Here is a 19,806-nt window from a genome sequence, read left to right as displayed (position 1 = left end):
TCCAAAAAAAATAATGAGCGTAAAGCTCACTATTTAAACTATTTTAATGTTGCTAAATATTGATCAAGGTGATGATATGTACCTTCAAAACCTTGTTTCATATTGTCATGCATTGCTGTGAAGAAATTCACTTCCGCTTCTGTACCGTTCAACGGTTTACCTTCTGTATGAAGACGTGAATGCGTGTCATCAATCGCTTCAATAACAACTAAATTGTGTAGCTCTTGAGGGAAGTCTGGATGGAAACCAGGTTTAACAAGGTTACCCGCTTCATCGGCGAAACCACTTGTGAATTCTAAACGATTCGGTTTGTCGATAGTGACATATTTAAATAATCCGATATTTTCGTTACCATCCTGATCTTTTTGTTTATAATGAAATACGCCGCCTGGCTTTAGATCGTAATTTAAGATTTCAGTTGTAAAGCCTGCAGGTGCCCACCAATTGGCTAAATGCTCAGGCTGCGTCCACATATCGAATAACGTTTCTGCACTGCAATTAAATTCGCGTTCGATTACTAAAGTTTCATTTGTCATCGTTATCACTTCTCCTTTTATTCGTCTATACATCGTACACTATATAATTATTTGAAGCAATATTAATACACAACTTAAGGGTAAAATTACATTACATACATTAAATTTTACAATCTCAAAAATAAATATACAATCAATTACTTTTGGAATAAATGAATAAATATTATAATGAAAGTAATTCAATTAAAGGAGCGATACATGTGGAATTAAATAAACAAGTCGTGCATATGTTTTTAAGAGAAGTACATGTAAGAGACTTTGATGGGACATCTGCAGAGCCGACATCAATGCACCGTTTAGATTATCAACAAAGCGAACAAGATCCAAACTTGTTTGAATTTAAATTAACGTTTATGTTTGGGCATTTCGGTACACAAGTCGACGGTGTATTAGAAGCCGCTATTCTAATTCAAAGTGAAGATGGCGCAGATGTGGATATCCTTGCTGAAATTAAAAAAGAAGAAGCATTGTTTGCTATTCCATTATTCGCTAAAGCTTCATCAATCATTACGAAATTATCTGAAGATCGTGGCCAATTCCCAATTATTGTACCGATTGAACTATGGCTAGAGCAATAAAATAGGCGTAAGACTAGGCGGTTAGGACCGAACAAATTGGATGCAGCACTAAGAAAGCGTTCTTTGATTTCGATGGTGCTGCTGAAATTTGACGAGGTCCTGCCTCGTCGTCGCCGTAAATAGGCGTAAGACAAGGCGGTTAGGACCGAACAAATTGGATGCAGGACTAAGAAAGCGTTCTTTGATTTCGATGGTGCTGCTGAAATTTGACGAGGTCTTGCCTCGTCGTCGCCGTAAATAGGCGTAAGACAAGGTGGTTAGGACCGAACAAATTGGATGCAGCACCAAGTAATCGCTCTTTGATTTCGATGGTGCTGCTGAAATTTGACGAGGTCCTGCCTCGTCGTCGCCGTAAATAGGCGTAAGACTAGGTGGTTAGGACCATCGTCACATTAAAAAAAAGCGTAGTGGCTCACACCATTACGCTTTCTTTGAAATTTGATTGAAATCTACAACGACTTTATCTAATTGTTTCGCTGCTTGTTTCAATATATTTCGTGCAACTTGATTTTTCGCATCAAGCTTTAATATTTGTTTTGCTGTATCGAACGCTTCTTTATCCGTAATCACAGGTTCTGGTACAGCATATAAGAATAATAATTGTAATAAGCTTTTCACTTCTTGATGTTCAGTCATTTCAACCGATCTCACAGCATGATAATACGCACTGTTAAATGCCCCATTCACTTCACTTAAAGGATAAACGAGCAGTAAAAATGCTAAATCGTGCAATTCTACCGTCTCAGCTTCTTTCATACATTCTAATATAAACGTATAATACATCACTGATTCACTATCGTGACATGCACTCACAAATGCTTCTTCAAACATCATGAAATCCGTAGCCTTCATTAATGCTTTCGCTGACTCAAAGTCGCCACTTAGCACGTAATATTCAATTTTTTCTTGTAATTCCGCGCGCATTAAAGGCACCTCCTCATGATCAATAGCTATGCTATTGTATCATAAATATGACTAAATTCCTATTCAAAAAATCAAATTGCGCGATTATTTTATTTCAAATAGGTAATTTTACGCCATACCCATTCAAGTGGTCCTTGTTTAAATTTGCTGAAATAAATTGTTGCAAACACGATTTGAAATAACACGATTATGATTGCAACACCATACACTTCTATCAATGTTAACTGACCGTATAAGCTAAAAACATAGAACACGATAAACATTAACACGCTTTGCATAATATATAACGTAAAGCTCATCTTTCCCATTAACTTAAAAGGATGCATGCCCCGCTTAATTATTGGATATTCGCATAACAACGTAACCCAGATAATATAACAAACAGAAAGTAACACACCACCATAATAAATAAAGCCGTCTGACGCAATCGGATTTAAACGATACGCGATTACTGAATATTTAATCATAATACCAAGTATTGCAAATACAATCGACAAAAAGAGCATCGTACCTTTATATTGCGTAATGGCTGACAGTATATTCGCACGCTTCACAAACATACCGAGTAGAACAAACGGCATAATAGATAATATATAACTTAATGTCGTATCAGGGTTGATCACAGCAAAGCCTTCATAAAAGAAACTTTGATTAAGATGTACTATCTTACTATAATCGCCACTCGTCATAATATGTAGCCATTCATTTTGTTTGCCTTCAAAGTTAAAGTTAATAGTATTGAAGTAATTCGGATGAAGCATTACCGCAAGTATCGTAGGTAATAACGTTAACAAATAAAGGAGTGCTAATCCTGCAGCAACAATAAGCGTTACTATGTTCGGTAACAATAACAAGAGGATCGCAAGTGCACCAAGTACTGCATAAACGTTTAGAATATCACCGTAAAATAAGAAAAAACCGTGGAGTAAACCAAATATGAGCATCGCAATCATACGTCGATATAATACCGGAATAAAGTTACCACCACGCGCAGCAATGTTCTCTGCCATTATCGCTAAACCAAAGCCGAATAAAAACGCAAATATCGGATAAAACGAATTATGAATAAATACAATATTAAGTTGATATGACCATTGTTCAAGCGGTGTTGAAAAATAATCAAGTGGGTCAGTATAAACTTCATTCATATGAAAACCAACAATATTCATAAAGAGTATCCCGATGATACTCAAGCCACGCAGCACATCAATACTCTCAATACGTTTAGTCATTTAATTTTTTAACAACTTCGCTTTTTAAATTTAGTTGGCCAAAGCCATCCACTTTACCATCGATATCATGACCGTTTTCAGGTTCGATAATACGAATACTTTTCACTTTCGTACCTTTCTTAATAACTGATGAAGTGCCTTTAACTTTTAAATCTTTAATAATTGTAACGCTATCGCCATCGTTTAATATATTACCGACGCTATCTTTAATGACTGCAACTTCTTCAACTTCAGGGTTAATTGGCCATTCATGCGCACACATCGGGCACACGTAGTTTAAACCATCCTCATAAGTATATTCTGAATTACATTGTGGACAATTTGGTAAAGTCATTTGTATATGCTCCTTTTTTAATTAACGTATTGTATGCCTTCTATCACAAGCAGTTCTATCTTCATATCTAAACCACCACGGAAACCTGTAAGTTTGCCGCTCTTACCGATAACGCGGTGACAAGGTACTACAATCATAACAGGATTTGCACCGATTGCACCACCTACAGCACGAATCGCTTTCGGATTATGAATCATTTCGCTAATATCACTATAGCTGCGTGACTCACCGAACGGTATTTGCAGTAATGCATCCCAGATTGATTTCTGGAAATCAGTGCCGTGTAAATCCAGTGGCCAATCAAATTGTTTAAGTTGACCTTTGAAATAGCATTCAATGTCTTTAATATAATCGCTATTTTGATCGTCTGCCGGATAACCTGTAATGCGTACTGCATCTGGAATGAAACGTTTAATATGATGATCTGCGTATTCTGTCGTATCATCATTACCGAAATAAACGACACCTTTATCGTTTGAAACGAGTACATACGCTCTTTCATTTATGTCAAATTGGCTTATATAAATATTCATATATTAAACTCCTTTTAACGGTGAATGCGTAGCAAAAGCAGGGCGTACCATATCGATATGTGGTATTAAATCGACGAAATACACATCAGAAACTGTATTAAATCCAAATCGACTATAAAAACTTTCTAAATGTGCCTGACCTTGTAAATGTATAGATAAATATTGATGATGCGTTTCGATATATTGTAACGCCTGCTCCATAAGTTCTTGTGCGAGACCAGTACTACGGAAATCAGGATGCACAATCACACGACCGATATGTATCGTATCTTCTTCTGGAATAAGACGAGCATACGCTGCTATTTTATCATCAATCTTTTTATACATATGGATACATACTAAATCCTTCTCATCAATTTCTTCATAGTAACATTGCTGTTCAACAACAAACGTATCTACGCGTAATTTAAAGATTTTAAAAATATCTAATGGATTCAGCGCTTCATATAACTTAAACTCCCACACCACTCTCAACCCCTTTATTTATTTGATTGTATTATATAGAAGCGAATTAATAAAGTTTAATTGAAAAAATCTATAGCGAAGGGCTATAGATGGGATTATTGATTATGACTTTATTTTTTTATATATTGCTAAACCTATAAAATAACTAAAAAAGAGAATAAATAGTATTAAATCAAAATAATGTGTAGGTATTTCTTTAGTTCTTGTCCATTTAAAAATCTCAAAAATCAGAAAAGAACTGGCACCTAAAAATAATAAATAATATTGACTGAATTCTAATGTAAGTTGTCTGCTAAATTCATCTTCAATTACAATTTCACCGGTATCATTCATTTTAACTAAGTCTCTCGAGTATGACAGATATATACCTATAGCTGCTCCTATCGAAGAAGAGATAATTTTTCCGTAGTCCAAAGGTTCATTCAGGAATATAGAGTCTAATATCTCAAAAAATAAATATAATATAGGTAAAATAATCAGCCATTTATAGTAATGATTTTTCGTTACTTTTTTAACGTACATAAATTCCTCCTAGAATTAAGACTTAGCATTCTTGTAAAACCAATGTCCAATCGAATATGCTGCCATCATTAATAGTAAAACTATCGAAAGATCACCTACAGAAACTGTTTTTATTTTTAAAGGAATTGAAATCAATAAAAAGATAGATGGAATATAAAATAATAAGAATGGCAATGCCAAAGAATTATATTTATTTGCTATCATCTCATCTCTTTCATCAGTAAGTTTTGTATCTAAATCTCCAGGATATTCTTTCTTTGAATTAAAATAAATAACAACAAATGCTGTGATTGCACCAATTAACATAGGTAAATAGCTATCCAAATTATATGCATTCTCTGGATCATTAAAATATTTTATATAGTATGTTGATAGGACCAGTACTGAACAATATACAAAAAAGTTCTTTAACATCTTTCTTCTTGTTAATCCTTTTTTAATCATCCTAATCCTCCTCCAGTTTAAATAGATCTTCGATAGGTACATCAAAGTACTGCATGAGTTTAAGCGCGAGTTCTAAACTTGGATTATACTTGTGACTCTCAATCGCATTGATCGTTTGTCGTGTAATCTCCAAATCCTTGGCCATTTGAACTTGAGAGATATTTCGCGCTGTTCTATGTTCCTTAATAAAATTGATAACGATGGTGTTCACCTTCTTAGTGTAAAGATATCTTTACAATTAATATACTACAACTCTAATTAGGTGTAAAGATATCTTTACACATAATTTTTACAAAAAAATCCCCTTCACCATATTCGATGAAGGGAATCTTGAAAATAATATTTAATTCTAATTAGAATCTGTAGTAACCATCAACGCTACCAGAGATGTATGATACTGGACGTTGTCCAACACCGTCAGCTGGGTTTAAAGCGTCAACCATTTGTCCGCCGCCAATGTAAACACCAACGTGGCTGAAGTTGTTAAAGAATACTAAATCCCCTGGTTGTGGGTTAGATACTGGCGTACCTGCTGCTGCTTGTGCATAAGTCGTACGTGGGATTGATTTACCCATCGCTGCTAATACTTGTTGTGCAAATGAAGAACAGTCAACTGCTGATGCAGAGTTTGCACCAAATACGTATGATTTACCAGCTGCGATTGATAAAGCTACTGAAGCTACGTCATTGTTAACTGCTACTGAAGTAGGCGCTTTTTGAACTGCTGGTGCAGCTGCTTCGTATGTAGAAGTAGCATCGTAAGCAACAGTTGTTGTTGGCGCTGTGTATGATGTATATGAATTGTTAGTTGCAGTTGTTGTTTGATTGTAGTTATAAGTTGGTGCTTGGTATGTGTTATGTGCTGAATAAGATGTTGGTTGAACATCTGTTCTTAAGTGCGCTGCTGCGTCTGCTGAATTTGTTGGTACTAAAGTAGCAACTGAAGCTACTGTTGTTAAAGTTAATAATGTTTTTTTCATAATGTTTAATTCCTCCAAGAATTGTTTATATAGTGAGTATAGTAATATTTTTTATAAGTGATTTCCTAATACGATCCGGTACATAATTTCAGTCCGTCGTAATCACATGTCCAACTATAACACGTTTAAACTTAAAAAAGTTACATGTAAATGTTTTGTTATGTAAGTGATATATTTTTTCAAGCGTTGTAACATTAGTAATGTTCGCTGAAATCCCGTAGCTATGGTCATGAAGCTGCTTATTCAAGCATGCATTATGTAAATATATGTCAGTAATATTACGAAACAAAAATTTAAAAAATCACACTGTAACATTGATTTTTTAATAATATTATTCAGATGGAACTAAAAAAGTACACCACAACTGTGATGTACTTCAATATCGTTTATATTATTAGAATCTATAATACCCATAAACACGACCATGAACAAAACTTACTGCACGTTCTTTAACGCCAAGACTTGGACTTAATGCATCAACCATACGACCATTTCCAATATATACACCAACATGGCTTCCACCATTAAAGTATACTAAATCTCCAGGTCTAGGATTATAAACACGTTTACCAGCTGCCATTTGCGCATAAGTTGTACGTGGAATTGATTTACCCATTGCACGCATTACTTGTTGAGCGAATGCTGAACAATCTACTGCATAGTTATTATTCGCGCCATATACATATACTCTTTTTTTAGCGATTGAACGTGCAACATTTGCTACATTGTTTGTGTAATATTTATTTTGTTTTTTAACAACTCTTACTTTTCTTACTGGTTTAACTCTTTTCACTGCTTTAGCTTTTCTAACTACTTTTGCTTTCTTAACTACTTTTGCTTTCGGAGCTTTTTTATATTGTGTCGTTGTTTTTACTGATGCGTCTGCTTCTTGTGTAGGAATTGATGTAAACACCAATGCTGATGTAACTGCTGCGAGTAATAATTTCTTCATTATATATGTTGCCTCCAAATATTTTTAGTCCGTTATTTGTCTTTGCGACTTGTTGCAATCATCATATCATCAAAAAGATGAAAAATTACTATTGTCATCGATTTGTTACATAACTAACTTGTTTAATGTTACATTGTTACATTACTGCAATATTAATAAGTATTTACAGTCGTAATATGTAATAAAATTGATATTTTGCATTTTTAAAATGATTTCGTATATAATTAAAATAATAAGAATATTAAGACAAATGTTGATAGGAGGAGTACAAATGAGTTTAATAAAAGATCAATACGGTTTATTTATTGAAGGTGAATTTGTTGCAGCCGAAAAACAAGAAACGATAGAAGTGAAAAACCCAGCAACGGGTGAAGTACTGTCTAAGATCGCTAAAGCTACAACAGGTGATGTAGACAAAGCAGTCAAAGTAGCAGGCGAAGCTTTTAAGACATGGCGATATTCTACAGAAACAGAACGTGCAACGCTTTTAAATAAAATTGCAGATATTATAGAAGACAATAAAGAAGATTTAGCAAAAATCGAATCAATGAATTCAGGAAAAGCTATTCGCGAATCATTAAATATTGATATTCCAATGGCAGCTGCTCATTTTAGATATTTTGCGGGTGTGATTACAGCAGATGAAGGTACAAGTAAAGATTTAGCAGCTAACACTTTAAGTATCATTCGTCATGAGCCTATTGGAGTTGTCGGCGCTGTTGTCGCATGGAACTTCCCAATGTTATTAGCTTCATGGAAATTAGCACCGGCATTAGCAGCGGGTAATGCTGTTGTCATTCAACCATCATCGTCTACACCACTATCTTTATTACATTTAGCGGAACTCATTAAAGACGTATTACCTAAAGGAGTGCTAAATGTCCTCACAGGTAAAGGTTCAGAATCAGGCGATGCTATTTTCAATCATGAAGATGTTGCGAAAGTATCATTTACAGGTTCAACTGAAGTTGGTTATAGTGTGGCAAAAGCTGCAGCAGAAAGATTAGTACCCGCAACTTTAGAGTTAGGTGGTAAATCAGCAAACATTATTTTTGATGATGCTAACCTTGAGCAAGCAGTTGAAGGTGCACAATTAGGTATTTTATTTAATCAGGGTGAAGTATGTTCAGCAGGTTCAAGATTATATGTTCAAGAAGGCATTTACGATGAATTTTTAAGTAAACTTAAAGATGCATTTGAGAAAGTAAATGTTGGTGATCCATTAGATGAGCGTAACCATTATGGTTCTCAAACAGGTCAAGCTCAAATAGATAAGATTGAAGAATATATTCAAATCGCTAAAGAAGAAGGATTAAACATCGTAACTGGCGGTGAACGTTTAATGGATAACGGTCGCGACAAAGGATTCTTCTTCCCACCAACAATTATTGAGTTCGAAGATAACAAATCTCGTTTAGTACAAGAAGAAATCTTCGGCCCAGTTGTTGTGATTTCTAAATTTAAGACACAAGAAGAAGTGATTGAGAAAGCGAACGATTCGATTTACGGTTTAGCCGGTGGTATCTTCACAGCAAATATTAACCGTGCGTTACAAGTTGCGAACCAATTAGATACTGGTCGTATCTGGATTAACACATACAATCAAATCCAGGCTGGTTCACCATTCGGCGGTTATAAGAAATCAGGTATAGGCCGCGAAACTTATAAAGAAACATTACGCCACTACCAACAAGTGAAAAATTTATATATCGACTACTCAGATACAGCGAAAGGTATTTATCAGTAGTTATTAGTATGAATCCCCCTACTTTTAATAGGGGGATTTTTCGTATGGATGGGGATGACTTCTAGGTTAGTTCGCATTTCTTGAGAGTATTGCGAACTAACCCTATACAACTTCTACTAAATTCATTTCTATAACTCTATATCTACTGTGTTAGTTCGCATTTCTTAGGAGTATTGCGAACTAACCCTATACAACTTCTACTAAATTCATTTCTATAACTCTATTCCTACTGTGTTAGTTCGCATTTCTTAGGAGTATTGCGAACTAACCCTATACAACTTCTACTAAATTCATTTCTCTGACTCTATTCCTACTGTGTTAGTTCGCATTTCTCGGGTATATTGCGAACTAACCCTCTAACTGTCTTTATAATCCTTATTTATTTTTTATATAATGTGTGGCTCTCGCTTTCCCCAATCTTTTATAGTATTTCTTCATAATTTTTTGGACGCATCTTATTTCTAATCCAGTCCAATCTACAATCATGGTCGCTGTCACTTTCTTTATCCCTAGGTTAAGCAACATATCATATGTTCTAAACACTATCTCTATATTTTCTTCTTTATAACCACAAGAACATAACATCTTTCTAGTACCTTTAATATGTTTCATCCCTATCCTTCTGCACTTTGGACATCTCACGCCTTTACGCATATCTTCTATAGCATAGTAGTGTATGCGTTCAAAATGATTTACCGGTTTATGATGATAAATTATATCATTCGCCAGGTTAATCATATTTTTTGTAATAGTCGTTCTACTTGCTAAATAGTCACGAATCTTATGAAGATCTTCAGCAAACAATACTAATTCACTACCTTCAAATCCTTTTAATTGAAATGAGTCATTAATAAAGACTACTCGACTGCGAAACGGAATATTAACGTTTACTTGGGCTAAAAATTGTTGCATCACTTGATGACCTCTGTTTAATCGTGATATGACATCACTACTCACGTATTGTTTACTACTTATGAAATTCCCATCACGATACGTATATTTCCCACTAAAATTTTTAATGTCAAAATGATAAACAATTTCATCTGTTATTACTATGAAATCGAACTGTGCACGTCCTGGCGTTTCTAAACTTATATCCCAAAGGACGATGCAACCTTTATAATCTTTTATTTTTTCAAAAAACAAGCATTCTCCATCCAGTCCTTGATGTAACCTTTTCAAATTCATTGCATCCAGATTATCTAATACAATTCTATCTTCTATATTTAATAAATAAGATTGATATTCGGTAGGTTCAAATTTTTTCATTATCATCTAACCCCCTCCTTTGCTTATATAATAGAAAGAGGATAAATTGTGTGCAAATTGTCACAATTCAATTTTGGGACAAATTATAGTGTTAAAATTGATAGATTGTGCAAATAACTAAAAAAACTGCAACAATTTCGTTGCAGTTTCGGAAATTTAGCATTTTAATAGAAATTTTAGTGTTGACATTGTTTATGCATGTCGATGACACTATGGACTGGATTTATCATCTATAACAAATTCAAATGTTATATGCTATTTTATATACAAGGAGTGATAGAATGTACACCATCCGACCGATGACAGCAGCAGATGCTGAACAAATATTAACTTGGCACTATGCACCACCCTATGATTTCTACAATATCGTCAATACAGAAGAGCATCCTGCTGACATACTCAATGCAACTATCCGCACAAATCATTTCTATAGTGTGTATCAAAATGAACTTATTGGCCTTATCGAATTACATTACAACAAACATATTTGTACACTCGGTCTTGGTCTTAAGCCAGAATACACTGGTAAAGGATACGGTGAATCTTTCATCAACTCAGCTATCCAGTTCATTCAAATGACATATCCCGAAACAAAGACGATAGCACTCGCTGTGGCCACTTTCAATGAGCGCGCCATCAAAGTTTATGAACGTTGTGGTTTCATAGAAGTTGACTATGAACTGATGGTCGCACACGGTGTGTTACATGAATTTTTAAAGATGCAACTGAAGTTATAAAAATAATTTTTATAAAGAGATTTATTATTATTTTTTAACGATTCACAGTATAATTAAAGTGTAATATCACATTACGAAAGAGGTGGAGGAAATGGATCTGAATCCCTTTATGTTTGATAATTTGTTTATGTTTGCACCATTTATCATCATATTTGTATTCATCCTTACGATCTTTAGTGGTATTGTCGGCAAAAGTTCGGGGTTAAATCACCATTTAGATAGTACGAATGATCCAACATATATCAATACACATTCGTCAAATGACACTAATGATTGCAACAATTATAGTAGCAGCTCAGATTTTAGCTGTGATTTCAGTGGCGGTAGCAGTGATAGCGGCAGCAGCAGTTTCGACTAAGGAGGCTTGTCATGGGATTAACACTTTTCATCATTTCAGCAATTACAATGATCCTCATCTTTATCATTTTCGCGATTGGAGTTATCTATGTCGGAATCAAACTGAATGGTAAACATAAGTACGAAACAAGTGACGGAACTCCAATTTTTACACCTGAAGAAATCGCAGAACATCTCTTTACTAAAAATAAGCAAAAATAAAGCAATGCCTATTTATTAAGGCATCGCTTTATTTTTATTTTTCTTTTAAACCTAATGCTTTAGCAGTATTCACATTAATTTCTTCAAATAATGCTTTATTTTCTGCTAATTTCACGCCATAAGATGGAATCATCTGCTTAATTTGTGGTTCCCATTCATCCATACGATCTTTAAAGCATTTATTAATCACTTCAAGCATCACATGTACTGCTGTAGACGCTCCCGGAGAAGCACCTAGCAACGCTGCGACACTACCGTCCTGCGCTGTAATCACTTCAGTACCAAATTGCAGCGTACCTTTACCGCCCGCTGCTGTTTCTTTAATGACTTGTACACGTTGACCTGCAACGACAATTTCCCAGTCTTTAGAATCAGCATTCGGTACAAATTCACGTAATTCTTCCATACGTTGCTCGTGTGATAACATGACTTGTGAAATTAAATATTGCGTTAATTTCATTTCTTTACCACCCGCTGCTAACATGTTCGCAACGTTTCCTGGTTTAACAGTAGCAAGTAAATCTGTATACTTTCCTGTCTTTAAGAATTTCGGGCTAAATCCTGCGAACGGTCCAAATAATAAACCACGTTCCCCATTAATGTAACGCGTATCTAAATGTGGTACAGACATTGGTGGTGCACCCACTTTTGCTTTACCATAAACTTTAGCTAAATGTTGTTCTACAACGGCTTTATTTTTACATACTAAGAACAATCCACTTACCGGGAAGCCACCGACACCGCGCGATTCAGGAATTCCTGTCTTTTGTAACAACGGTAATGAATAACCACCCGCTCCGATAAAGACGAACTTCGCATTATGCACTTCTGTCTGTTTACTATTCTGATCATACACTTTCACATTCCAGCTTCCATCTTCCGCACGTTTAATATCTTTAACCGTATGTTCATAATGCGTCACAGCACCATCATACGACTTCATTACTTCAAATAATTCACGTGTTAATTCACCGAAGTTTACATCTGTACCTGCTTCCATACGTGTTAATGCAATTTTCTCGTCTGGATTACGACCTTCCATCATTAACGGTACCCATTCACGCATTGTGTCGTGGTCTTCTGTTAACTCCATCCCCTGAAATAATGGATTATCTTTAAACGCTGCTAAACGATTCTTTAAGAAGCGAATATTATCTTCACCTTCAACGAAACTCATATGTGGTACTGGCATAATAAAATCTTGTGGACGCTTTAACTTCCCAGCGTTCACTAAATACGCCCATAACTGTTTAGATAACTGGAATTGTTCATTTACGTTTACCGCTTTTGAAATATCCATGTTGCCATCTTTATCTTCATTTGTATAATTTAATTCACACAAGGCCGAATGACCTGTACCTGCATTGTTCCACACATTCGAACTTTCAAGACCAGGTTCAGCTAACTTTTCAAATACTTTAATATTAATTGAAGGATCAAGTTCTTTAAGTAATACACCTAAAGTCGCACTCATAATCCCGCCACCGATTAATATAACGTCAGTCTGTTTAAATACTTTTTTCATGATTAAATCCCCCAGCAATCTAAATTATATTTCCATTATAGCCCTTTTTATATTATTTGTAATACTAGTATAATGAAAATCACAAAATAATGTAACCGTATTCAATAAATAAATGTAAATATAAAAAGAACCCTATGACGGGTTCTTCATTTGACGTGGATCATCTTTAGGTACTGTAATCATAATTGCTAAAAACGATAACACGGTCATTGCTGCGTTGGCAAGTAAAGCAATCATTGCACTTGTCGGTAAACCGACACGTTCTGAGAAGAAATGATAAATCGCTAAACTAATCGCGATACCAAATGCACCACCTAAAGCAGATGCCATCTTATAAATCCCTGATGCAACCCCAACTTTTTCTTCAGGAGAAGTCGCAATGGCTGTATCTGTAGAAGGTGTCGCATATAAACCTAAACCTAATCCGAATAAACCGAATCCGACTACACAACTGATAACGTATATATTTTCAGGTAAGAACGTTAAAGAAATCATAACAATCCCTACAAGAACGATTGATGAACCTAATAACATCGGCTTCTTGGCACCCATTTTCTGAAGGAGCTTTTCTCCGATAATAATCATCGACAATACTGTAATCACGTAAAATACAGATAACATCCCCGTCTTACTTTGTGAAAAGCCAAGACCTTCCTGAATATACGTGTTCGCAACGATTAAAGTCCCTGCCACTGCATTTAATAAATAATTTGAAATCACTGCACCTAAATACGGCTTATTGCTAAACAAACCAAAGTCAATTAATGGATTTGCTTGTCGTTTCTCAATCATAATGAACGCGATAAAGCTGACAATACTTAATACGACGAGTCCGATAAATATAGGTGACTTGACGCCTAATGAACCACCTTGTGTGATGGCAATATTTAAACTCAGTAATACTAAGATTAAAGTCATTAAACCGAAAATATCGAATTTCATTTCGTTTGGTTCGTCAGATTTCGTTTCAGGTGTGCCATGAATTAAAATCATAGCGATGACTGCTACGATAATAGAAATAATAAATATCCAGTGCCATCCAAAGTTTTTAGCAACGAGTCCTCCGAAAAGTGAACATAATCCAGAGCCACCCCATGAACCGAATGACCAGTAACTTAAAGCACGTTGTCGGTCTTTATCATCATAATAAGCTTTAATAATTGATAACGTTGCGGGCATTAAACTTGCTGCTGATATCCCTTGAATTGCACGACCAATAATTAATAAAATAGGATTATGAGAAATAATCATTAAGATTGAACCGATAATACTTAATATTAACCCGAATTGCGTCATCTTAACACGACCGATTTTATCAGCGAGACCGCCGGCACCGACGACGAGCATTCCTGAGAATAGTGCTGTTAAACTCACTGCGATGTTAATCATATCTAAACTCGTGTGAAAGTGTCGCTTTAAATCAAGTACTACGATGACTAGTGATTGGGCGAATAACCAATACGTTAATATTCCAAGAACAATACCAAATACTAATTTATTGCCGCCCTTATACGGTGTTTCCATGTAATAAATCCCTCTTCCATTATGCTGTAATAATATTCTATACCCAATAATCAGAAAATTTCAGCATAACTTAAAATTTTTTCTACAAATTAACTTAAAAAGTGAGGAAAAGCTTATGACGCAATTGCATCACATCAAGGCACCACAACATATGGCCTATTACGATGGCGATATCGCGATTAATTTAACATTTTCATTTACAACGAATAATCGTATCTTCTTCCCAAATGGACAACATCTTGATTTGCATCATCACACATATACATTTGATATCAGCATTCAATGCCCGGTAAATAAATACGGGCTTGGCATTGATTTCTACAAAATAGAACGCGATTACGCACAACATATTGCACCGCTGCTCAATGCCCCTATATTAAATGAAGCATTACCTGAAATGAACACAACAGTTGAGAATATCGCATATTTTATATGGCAGCAATTTGATCAAATAATCAATGAAGGCACAATAAAGAAGCTTACCGTATATGAAACGCACAATCATAGCGTCACGCTGACAGAAGATATGATCAAATAAAAAAAGCCTGTGAAAGGCTTTTTTTATTAATATATATGTTTACAACACTTCCCCATTCGTTGCAATTACTTTTTTATACCATTCAAATGACTTCTTCTTACTGCGCTTCATCGTACCGTTACCTTCATTATCGCGGTCGACGTAAATCATGCCATAACGTTTCTTCATTTCACCAGTTGTAAATGACACAACGTCGATAATCCCCCAAGGTGTGTAACCTAATAACTCCACACCATCTTCTAATACTGCATCTTTAACTGCTTCAATATGTGAACGGAAATAATCAATACGTGTATCATCGTTAATTGAACCGTCCGCTTCAACTTCATCAATGGCACCAAAGCCGTTCTCAACGATGAATAATGGTATCTGATATCTGTTGTAAAGAGTATTCAATACATATCTTAATCCAATCGGATCAATCGTCCAGCCCCAGTCAGATGATTTCAAATAAGGATTATCAATGCCACCCTTTAATCCTCCGTTTAAGATGCTCGTCGGGTCAGCAACTGCATCATGTTTCACAGCTGTGGACATATAATAACTAAATGCTAAATAATCTACTGTTCCTTTTTTAAGAATTGCTTCATCACCTGGTTCAATCGGTAACGTTACACCTAATCGTTCTAATTCTTTCAACGCATATGTTGGATACTTCCCACGTACTTGCACATCCGGGAAGAAGAATCTTTCACGGTTCGCAATTTCTGCTGCCATAATATCTTTAGGATCACATGAATATGGATACACAGGTACATGCGACACCATCGCACCAATCTTGAAGTCAGGATTGATTTGATGGCCGACTTGTACAGCTAAAGCACTAGCAAGTAACTGGTGATGAGCTGAAATATACATTACACTACGAGCATCTTCATCAGGTTGCACTTGAATACCTGCATTTGTCCATAAGAACAATGGATTACCGACGTCCATTTGGTTATTGATTTCATTGAATGTCATCCAATATTCTACTTTATCTTTGTAACGTTCAAAGACAACTTCAGCAAATCGAACAAAGCAATCGACAACTTTACGGCTTCTGAATCCACCGTAAGTACGTGCTAAATGAAGCGGCATCTCAAAGTGACTTAATGTAATCACCGGCTTAATATTATGCTTTAACAATTCGTCAAAGACATCATCATAGAATTGCAGCCCTGCTTCATTAGGTTCAGTTTCATCACCTTTAGGGAAAATGCGTGTCCATGCAATCGACGTACGTAACACTTTAAGACCCATCTCAGCGAATAATGCAATATCTTCTTTGTAATGTGAATAGAAATCAATAGCCTCATGGTTAGGATAAAACGCGTTCTCTTCAACTTTATCAGTAATTCTTCTAGGGACACCATGTGCTCCCGCTGTTAACACGTCAACGACAGAAGGCCCCTTTCCACCTTTGTTCCAACCACCTTCGAATTGATGCGCAGCAAGTGCGCCACCCCATAAGAAATCTTCGCTTAATTTAGTCATATTCTACGCCTACTCTCTTTATTATATACGTACATTATAATTGTACCGGTATAATTTATCAAGTGATATACAATATAAAAAGAGATATAATAGAAGGAACATATGATGATGCATTGATGGCCGATATTTATAATTTATCGGCCATGGAAAAGAGGACGCTATGAACAAATACGAAACAATCGCGAATGACATTACACAATACATACATGATCAACAACTTGAACAAGGTACTAAGTTACAAAGTCTCGATCAGCTTATGCAACAATATAATGTTTCAAAAAGTACGATTACAAAAGCACTGGATACGTTAGAAAAACGAGGCGTTATATTCCAGCAGCGTGGTAGCGGCATATTTGTACGTAGACAAAGACGAGAAGGCTATGTAAGTTTGTTGACGAATCGAGGGTTTACTTCAGATTTAAAAGAATTTGACATTACATCTGACGTATTAAAGTTAGAAAAAATCATACCTGACGACAATGTAAAATCTAATTTACATCTTAAAGACGGTGAAGCGGTTTATTATGTAGAACGATTACGTAAAGCGAACGACGAAATATTATGTATAGAAGCATCATACTTTCCGGTGAAACTTGTACCGTACTTAAATGTAGAAATTGCACAAGCATCGATATTCGATTACTTAACGAATGCATTAAAATTTAATATTAGCTTCGCTGATATTTATTTGCATATCGATGAGCTTAGTGAAAGTGACGCACAGTTACTGGCATTAAAGCCAGGTAACCCAGCGCTATACTTAGAACAAGTGATTTATTTAGCAACCGGCGAACCCTTTGATTACTCTACTATTACGTATCACTATAAACATTCTAAATTCTTTGTTCAGGCTACAAATTACTAAAAAGGTATATTGTGTTATAATGAGCAAAAAAGGAAAGTGGTGTTCATATGCCTTGGTTTGAAGCGTTAGTATCTTTAGTAATGGCTTTGTTACCAATTATCATCGTCTTTTTAATCTTAATGGATGGTTATCGAACGAAAGTTAATTCCGAGAAGATTATTAAGCAAAATGAAGAAATCATTGCTTTATTAAAAAGTAAAAATTCAGGAGATCACAAATGGAATTAATAACTGCTACTTTATTCTCAATTGTCGCTGCCCTTTTTTACATTGTACCGATTATATTAGTAATCTTTATTATTTCACAGCTGTATAACACCCGCCAAAATACAAAATATTTATTACAACAAAATCAGGAAATCATTCAACTCTTAAACGAAATTAAAAACGAACAGATGCAATTAAAAGAACATTCATAAACATGATTTACGCCCGGTTTGACATCAAACCGGGCGTCTTCCATCCAAACCTCTATTCCTTCCCCTCATCCGCTGACGGTACTCTCAACAGCTCATATCGCTCACTGACAAGCACGTACCCTTGCTTTTGATACATTTCCCTCGGTGAATCATTTCCATCTGCAATTAGAATGACTTGTTTGCCAACTTGCTGTGCATATTGCCAAATAGCTTGTTGTAAAGCTGTCCCGACGCCTTGCTTGCGCATTGCATCCAGCACATAAAAATCATCGAGTTCTACAAACTGTTCACTTTCTACCGCTTCCACTTTCCCTGCCGGAAAGCCGTGCTTATACCCTACAAACTGCAATATTTGTTCATTCTCCAAATCTCTGCGGTGCGTCGTTTCTTTTAAATCTGCGAATGCCTCACCATACTCCAGGTCTCCTTCACGACACACTTCTAGAAAATCAGTCAACACATCATCATCTGAAACAACTTGTACCACTTCGATGTCTGTTTCTTTTGACCCATGTATCGTCTTCAATAAATACAATTCCATCTTCTCTAAACTAAATCCTAGCGCTTTTGCTGTTTCAACCAACTGACAATCCAGCTGCACATTTTCAGGGAAAATAAACAATGCATGATGTTGATTATGTTTTTCGTGAAACTTTTTTTGCTCGTGATAATCTTTTAGAAACTGTGCTACATCCGGCACTTCTTTATATTCATAATAATTCGCATAATATTTAACGCGCTGACTCGGCGTATGATAGTGCTTATATCTCTCATTTTCAGTAAATAAGTCCGCATCAACATGCGTCTGCTTAAAACTAATATTTGATTGAAGGTCCATCCTTCTCACCTCACATAAATGATATAAAAATGTATGACAAAAGACCCGTATCAATAACGATACGGATCTTGTTGTTTCTGTTCATATTGTGGTGCTTGTGGGTTCTGATTAAATTGCGTTGATTGTGCTTGTTCTGGGTAAGACTGATAACCAACATGTGTGATCCCTTTAGGATTCTCACCCCATTGATTCGGTCCAGGTACTGAATCTTGTGCCAACCAGACAATACCCCAAATTGCTATACCTAAATTGATCAATCCTAACACCATTTCAATACTTAAAGCTACCATCGAAATGTTTTCCGGATCATTATTCAGCCCATTAATAATCATATTAATCCACGATAATATGACAGGCACACCATAAAATAAAATTGCCCATTTACCCGTTTTACCAATATCGTGAAAACGGCGTACCATCAAAGATAAGTTCGGAATAATTAATACGATACAAATTAACATAAGAAATAGACCGCTAATTATACCAAATACGCCTAATATTCCTAACGCCGTATTCGTCTCTTCTAAATTACCGGTTGTTGAAGATGTTGCAGCAACACCTAATAGAACAAGTAATACGAAAAACGAAATAAACGCAGCAATGATTAAGACTAATTGTGTGAAAAATGGTACCCAGTATTCTTTTCTTCTCGATCTTCCTTTAAAATCAAATGCTCTAGTCCAGAATAGCTTTGTTGCTTCCCAAAAAGACATTGGTCGTGGATACATAAATTACCTCCATAAAATTATTTTTCTAATTTTAGTATAATCAATGGATTCTATAATTGGAAGTAGTATCCTACTTTTAATAA

General features: G+C 35.4%; 26 protein-coding genes. 9 read left to right on the top strand and 17 right to left on the bottom strand.

All coding sequences use genetic code 11. From position 1 onward, the window contains the following. Nucleotides 1-38: 38 nt before the first annotated feature. Nucleotides 39-536: an SRPBCC family protein gene (locus OCL94_RS00325; RefSeq protein WP_262993393.1), complete on the bottom strand. Its 498-nt coding sequence runs from the start codon at nucleotides 534-536 to the stop codon at nucleotides 39-41. A gap of 200 nt (nucleotides 537-736) precedes the next feature. Here OCL94_RS00325 and OCL94_RS00320 point away from each other — a divergent pair, with 200 nt between their 5' ends. Continuing rightward, nucleotides 737-1,114, top strand: a complete 378-nt coding sequence (locus OCL94_RS00320) for a hypothetical protein (protein ID WP_262993391.1) — start codon at nucleotides 737-739, stop codon at nucleotides 1,112-1,114. Between the two features lie 420 nt (nucleotides 1,115-1,534). Here OCL94_RS00320 and OCL94_RS00315 read toward each other — a convergent pair whose 3' ends face one another. The 10 genes from OCL94_RS00315 to OCL94_RS00270 all read right to left on the bottom strand — a co-directional run bounded on the left by OCL94_RS00315 (nucleotide 1,535) and on the right by OCL94_RS00270 (nucleotide 7,500). Continuing rightward, on the bottom strand, nucleotides 1,535-2,038 hold the full coding sequence (locus OCL94_RS00315; RefSeq protein ID WP_262993388.1) for a hypothetical protein: 504 nt from the start codon (nucleotides 2,036-2,038) through the stop codon (nucleotides 1,535-1,537). Between the two features lie 89 nt (nucleotides 2,039-2,127). Beyond that, nucleotides 2,128-3,186, bottom strand: a complete 1,059-nt coding sequence (locus OCL94_RS00310) for a DUF418 domain-containing protein (RefSeq protein ID WP_262993385.1) — start codon at nucleotides 3,184-3,186, stop codon at nucleotides 2,128-2,130. 76 nt (nucleotides 3,187-3,262) lie between these two features. Then, on the bottom strand, nucleotides 3,263-3,604 hold the full coding sequence (locus OCL94_RS00305; RefSeq protein ID WP_262993382.1) for a zinc ribbon domain-containing protein YjdM: 342 nt from the start codon (nucleotides 3,602-3,604) through the stop codon (nucleotides 3,263-3,265). A gap of 17 nt (nucleotides 3,605-3,621) precedes the next feature. Continuing rightward, nucleotides 3,622-4,137 carry a methylated-DNA--[protein]-cysteine S-methyltransferase gene (locus OCL94_RS00300; protein WP_262993378.1) on the bottom strand — a complete coding sequence of 172 codons (516 nt, stop codon included), beginning with the start codon at nucleotides 4,135-4,137 and terminating at the stop codon, nucleotides 3,622-3,624. Nucleotides 4,138-4,140: 3 nt separating this feature from the next. Further along, on the bottom strand, nucleotides 4,141-4,602 hold the full coding sequence (locus OCL94_RS00295; protein ID WP_262993376.1) for a GNAT family N-acetyltransferase: 462 nt from the start codon (nucleotides 4,600-4,602) through the stop codon (nucleotides 4,141-4,143). 102 nt (nucleotides 4,603-4,704) lie between these two features. Beyond that, a complete protein-coding gene (locus tag OCL94_RS00290; RefSeq protein ID WP_262993373.1) occupies nucleotides 4,705-5,124 on the bottom strand; it encodes a hypothetical protein in 420 nt (139 codons plus the stop codon). Nucleotides 5,125-5,139: 15 nt separating this feature from the next. Then, nucleotides 5,140-5,568 (bottom strand): hypothetical protein, encoded by a 429-nt coding sequence (locus OCL94_RS00285; RefSeq protein ID WP_262993370.1) that lies wholly within the window; start codon nucleotides 5,566-5,568, stop codon nucleotides 5,140-5,142. Between the two features lies 1 nt (nucleotide 5,569). After that, entirely contained in the window at nucleotides 5,570-5,779 is a 210-nt protein-coding gene (locus OCL94_RS00280) for a helix-turn-helix transcriptional regulator (RefSeq protein WP_411268455.1), read from the bottom strand. A 142-nt stretch (nucleotides 5,780-5,921) separates the two neighbouring features. Next, the gene (locus OCL94_RS00275) at nucleotides 5,922-6,548 is read right to left on the bottom strand and encodes a C40 family peptidase (RefSeq protein WP_262993369.1); all 627 of its coding nucleotides are present in this window, start codon (nucleotides 6,546-6,548) and stop codon (nucleotides 5,922-5,924) included. A 394-nt stretch (nucleotides 6,549-6,942) separates the two neighbouring features. Next, nucleotides 6,943-7,500 (bottom strand): C40 family peptidase, encoded by a 558-nt coding sequence (locus OCL94_RS00270; RefSeq protein ID WP_262993367.1) that lies wholly within the window; start codon nucleotides 7,498-7,500, stop codon nucleotides 6,943-6,945. 271 nt (nucleotides 7,501-7,771) lie between these two features. Here OCL94_RS00270 and OCL94_RS00265 point away from each other — a divergent pair, with 271 nt between their 5' ends. Continuing rightward, the gene (locus OCL94_RS00265) at nucleotides 7,772-9,247 is read left to right on the top strand and encodes an aldehyde dehydrogenase family protein (RefSeq protein WP_411268454.1); all 1,476 of its coding nucleotides are present in this window, start codon (nucleotides 7,772-7,774) and stop codon (nucleotides 9,245-9,247) included. 375 nt (nucleotides 9,248-9,622) lie between these two features. On the opposite strand, the gene OCL94_RS00260 is transcribed toward OCL94_RS00265, so the two are convergent. Next, the gene (locus OCL94_RS00260) at nucleotides 9,623-10,522 is read right to left on the bottom strand and encodes a nuclease-related domain-containing protein (RefSeq protein WP_262993365.1); all 900 of its coding nucleotides are present in this window, start codon (nucleotides 10,520-10,522) and stop codon (nucleotides 9,623-9,625) included. A gap of 275 nt (nucleotides 10,523-10,797) precedes the next feature. On the opposite strand from OCL94_RS00260, the gene OCL94_RS00255 reads away from it, so the two are divergent. From OCL94_RS00255 to OCL94_RS00245, 3 genes are all read left to right on the top strand, one after another. Then, a complete protein-coding gene (locus tag OCL94_RS00255; RefSeq protein ID WP_262993363.1) occupies nucleotides 10,798-11,253 on the top strand; it encodes a GNAT family N-acetyltransferase in 456 nt (151 codons plus the stop codon). Between the two features lie 91 nt (nucleotides 11,254-11,344). Next, complete coding sequence (locus OCL94_RS00250) at nucleotides 11,345-11,611, top strand: hypothetical protein (RefSeq protein ID WP_262993361.1); 267 nt, start codon at nucleotides 11,345-11,347, stop codon at nucleotides 11,609-11,611. An 11-nt stretch (nucleotides 11,612-11,622) separates the two neighbouring features. After that, a complete protein-coding gene (locus tag OCL94_RS00245) occupies nucleotides 11,623-11,811 on the top strand; it encodes a hypothetical protein (RefSeq protein WP_262993359.1) in 189 nt (62 codons plus the stop codon). A gap of 34 nt (nucleotides 11,812-11,845) precedes the next feature. Here the strand turns inward: OCL94_RS00245 and mqo are convergent, their stop codons facing one another. Continuing rightward, nucleotides 11,846-13,336, bottom strand: a complete 1,491-nt coding sequence (gene mqo, locus OCL94_RS00240) for a malate dehydrogenase (quinone) (protein ID WP_262993357.1) — start codon at nucleotides 13,334-13,336, stop codon at nucleotides 11,846-11,848. 132 nt (nucleotides 13,337-13,468) lie between these two features. Then, nucleotides 13,469-14,860 (bottom strand): MFS transporter, encoded by a 1,392-nt coding sequence (locus OCL94_RS00235; protein ID WP_262993355.1) that lies wholly within the window; start codon nucleotides 14,858-14,860, stop codon nucleotides 13,469-13,471. A gap of 115 nt (nucleotides 14,861-14,975) precedes the next feature. Between OCL94_RS00235 and OCL94_RS00230 the strand changes: the two genes are divergently transcribed. After that, on the top strand, nucleotides 14,976-15,398 hold the full coding sequence (locus OCL94_RS00230) for a 6-pyruvoyl trahydropterin synthase family protein (RefSeq protein ID WP_262993353.1): 423 nt from the start codon (nucleotides 14,976-14,978) through the stop codon (nucleotides 15,396-15,398). Nucleotides 15,399-15,437: 39 nt separating this feature from the next. On the opposite strand, the gene OCL94_RS00225 is transcribed toward OCL94_RS00230, so the two are convergent. Continuing rightward, nucleotides 15,438-16,874: a 6-phospho-beta-glucosidase gene (locus OCL94_RS00225; protein ID WP_262993351.1), complete on the bottom strand. Its 1,437-nt coding sequence runs from the start codon at nucleotides 16,872-16,874 to the stop codon at nucleotides 15,438-15,440. Nucleotides 16,875-17,034: 160 nt separating this feature from the next. Here OCL94_RS00225 and OCL94_RS00220 point away from each other — a divergent pair, with 160 nt between their 5' ends. The 3 genes from OCL94_RS00220 to OCL94_RS00210 are packed head-to-tail and all read left to right on the top strand — an operon-like array spanning nucleotide 17,035 to nucleotide 18,157. Then, on the top strand, nucleotides 17,035-17,739 hold the full coding sequence (locus OCL94_RS00220; RefSeq protein ID WP_262993349.1) for a GntR family transcriptional regulator: 705 nt from the start codon (nucleotides 17,035-17,037) through the stop codon (nucleotides 17,737-17,739). 47 nt (nucleotides 17,740-17,786) lie between these two features. Next, entirely contained in the window at nucleotides 17,787-17,966 is a 180-nt protein-coding gene (locus OCL94_RS00215) for a hypothetical protein (protein ID WP_262993346.1), read from the top strand. Then, nucleotides 17,957-18,157, top strand: coding sequence for a hypothetical protein (locus OCL94_RS00210; RefSeq protein ID WP_262993343.1), 201 nt, complete (start codon nucleotides 17,957-17,959; stop codon nucleotides 18,155-18,157). The genes OCL94_RS00215 and OCL94_RS00210 overlap by 10 nt, the downstream gene beginning before the upstream one ends. Nucleotides 18,158-18,209: 52 nt before the next feature. Here the strand turns inward: OCL94_RS00210 and OCL94_RS00205 are convergent, their stop codons facing one another. Both OCL94_RS00205 and OCL94_RS00200 read right to left on the bottom strand, forming a co-directional pair. Further along, nucleotides 18,210-18,995, bottom strand: coding sequence for a GNAT family N-acetyltransferase (locus OCL94_RS00205; protein WP_262993340.1), 786 nt, complete (start codon nucleotides 18,993-18,995; stop codon nucleotides 18,210-18,212). A gap of 50 nt (nucleotides 18,996-19,045) precedes the next feature. Beyond that, nucleotides 19,046-19,723: a DUF805 domain-containing protein gene (locus OCL94_RS00200; protein ID WP_262993337.1), complete on the bottom strand. Its 678-nt coding sequence runs from the start codon at nucleotides 19,721-19,723 to the stop codon at nucleotides 19,046-19,048. Between the last annotated feature and the right edge of the window lie 83 nt (nucleotides 19,724-19,806).

Origin of the sequence: Macrococcus capreoli (genome assembly GCF_025628935.1) — a bacterium.
GTDB lineage: Bacteria > Bacillota > Bacilli > Staphylococcales > Staphylococcaceae > Macrococcoides > Macrococcoides capreoli.
Note: the sequence above shows the minus strand (reverse complement) of the source record. Positions and strands in the feature narration are given on the sequence as shown.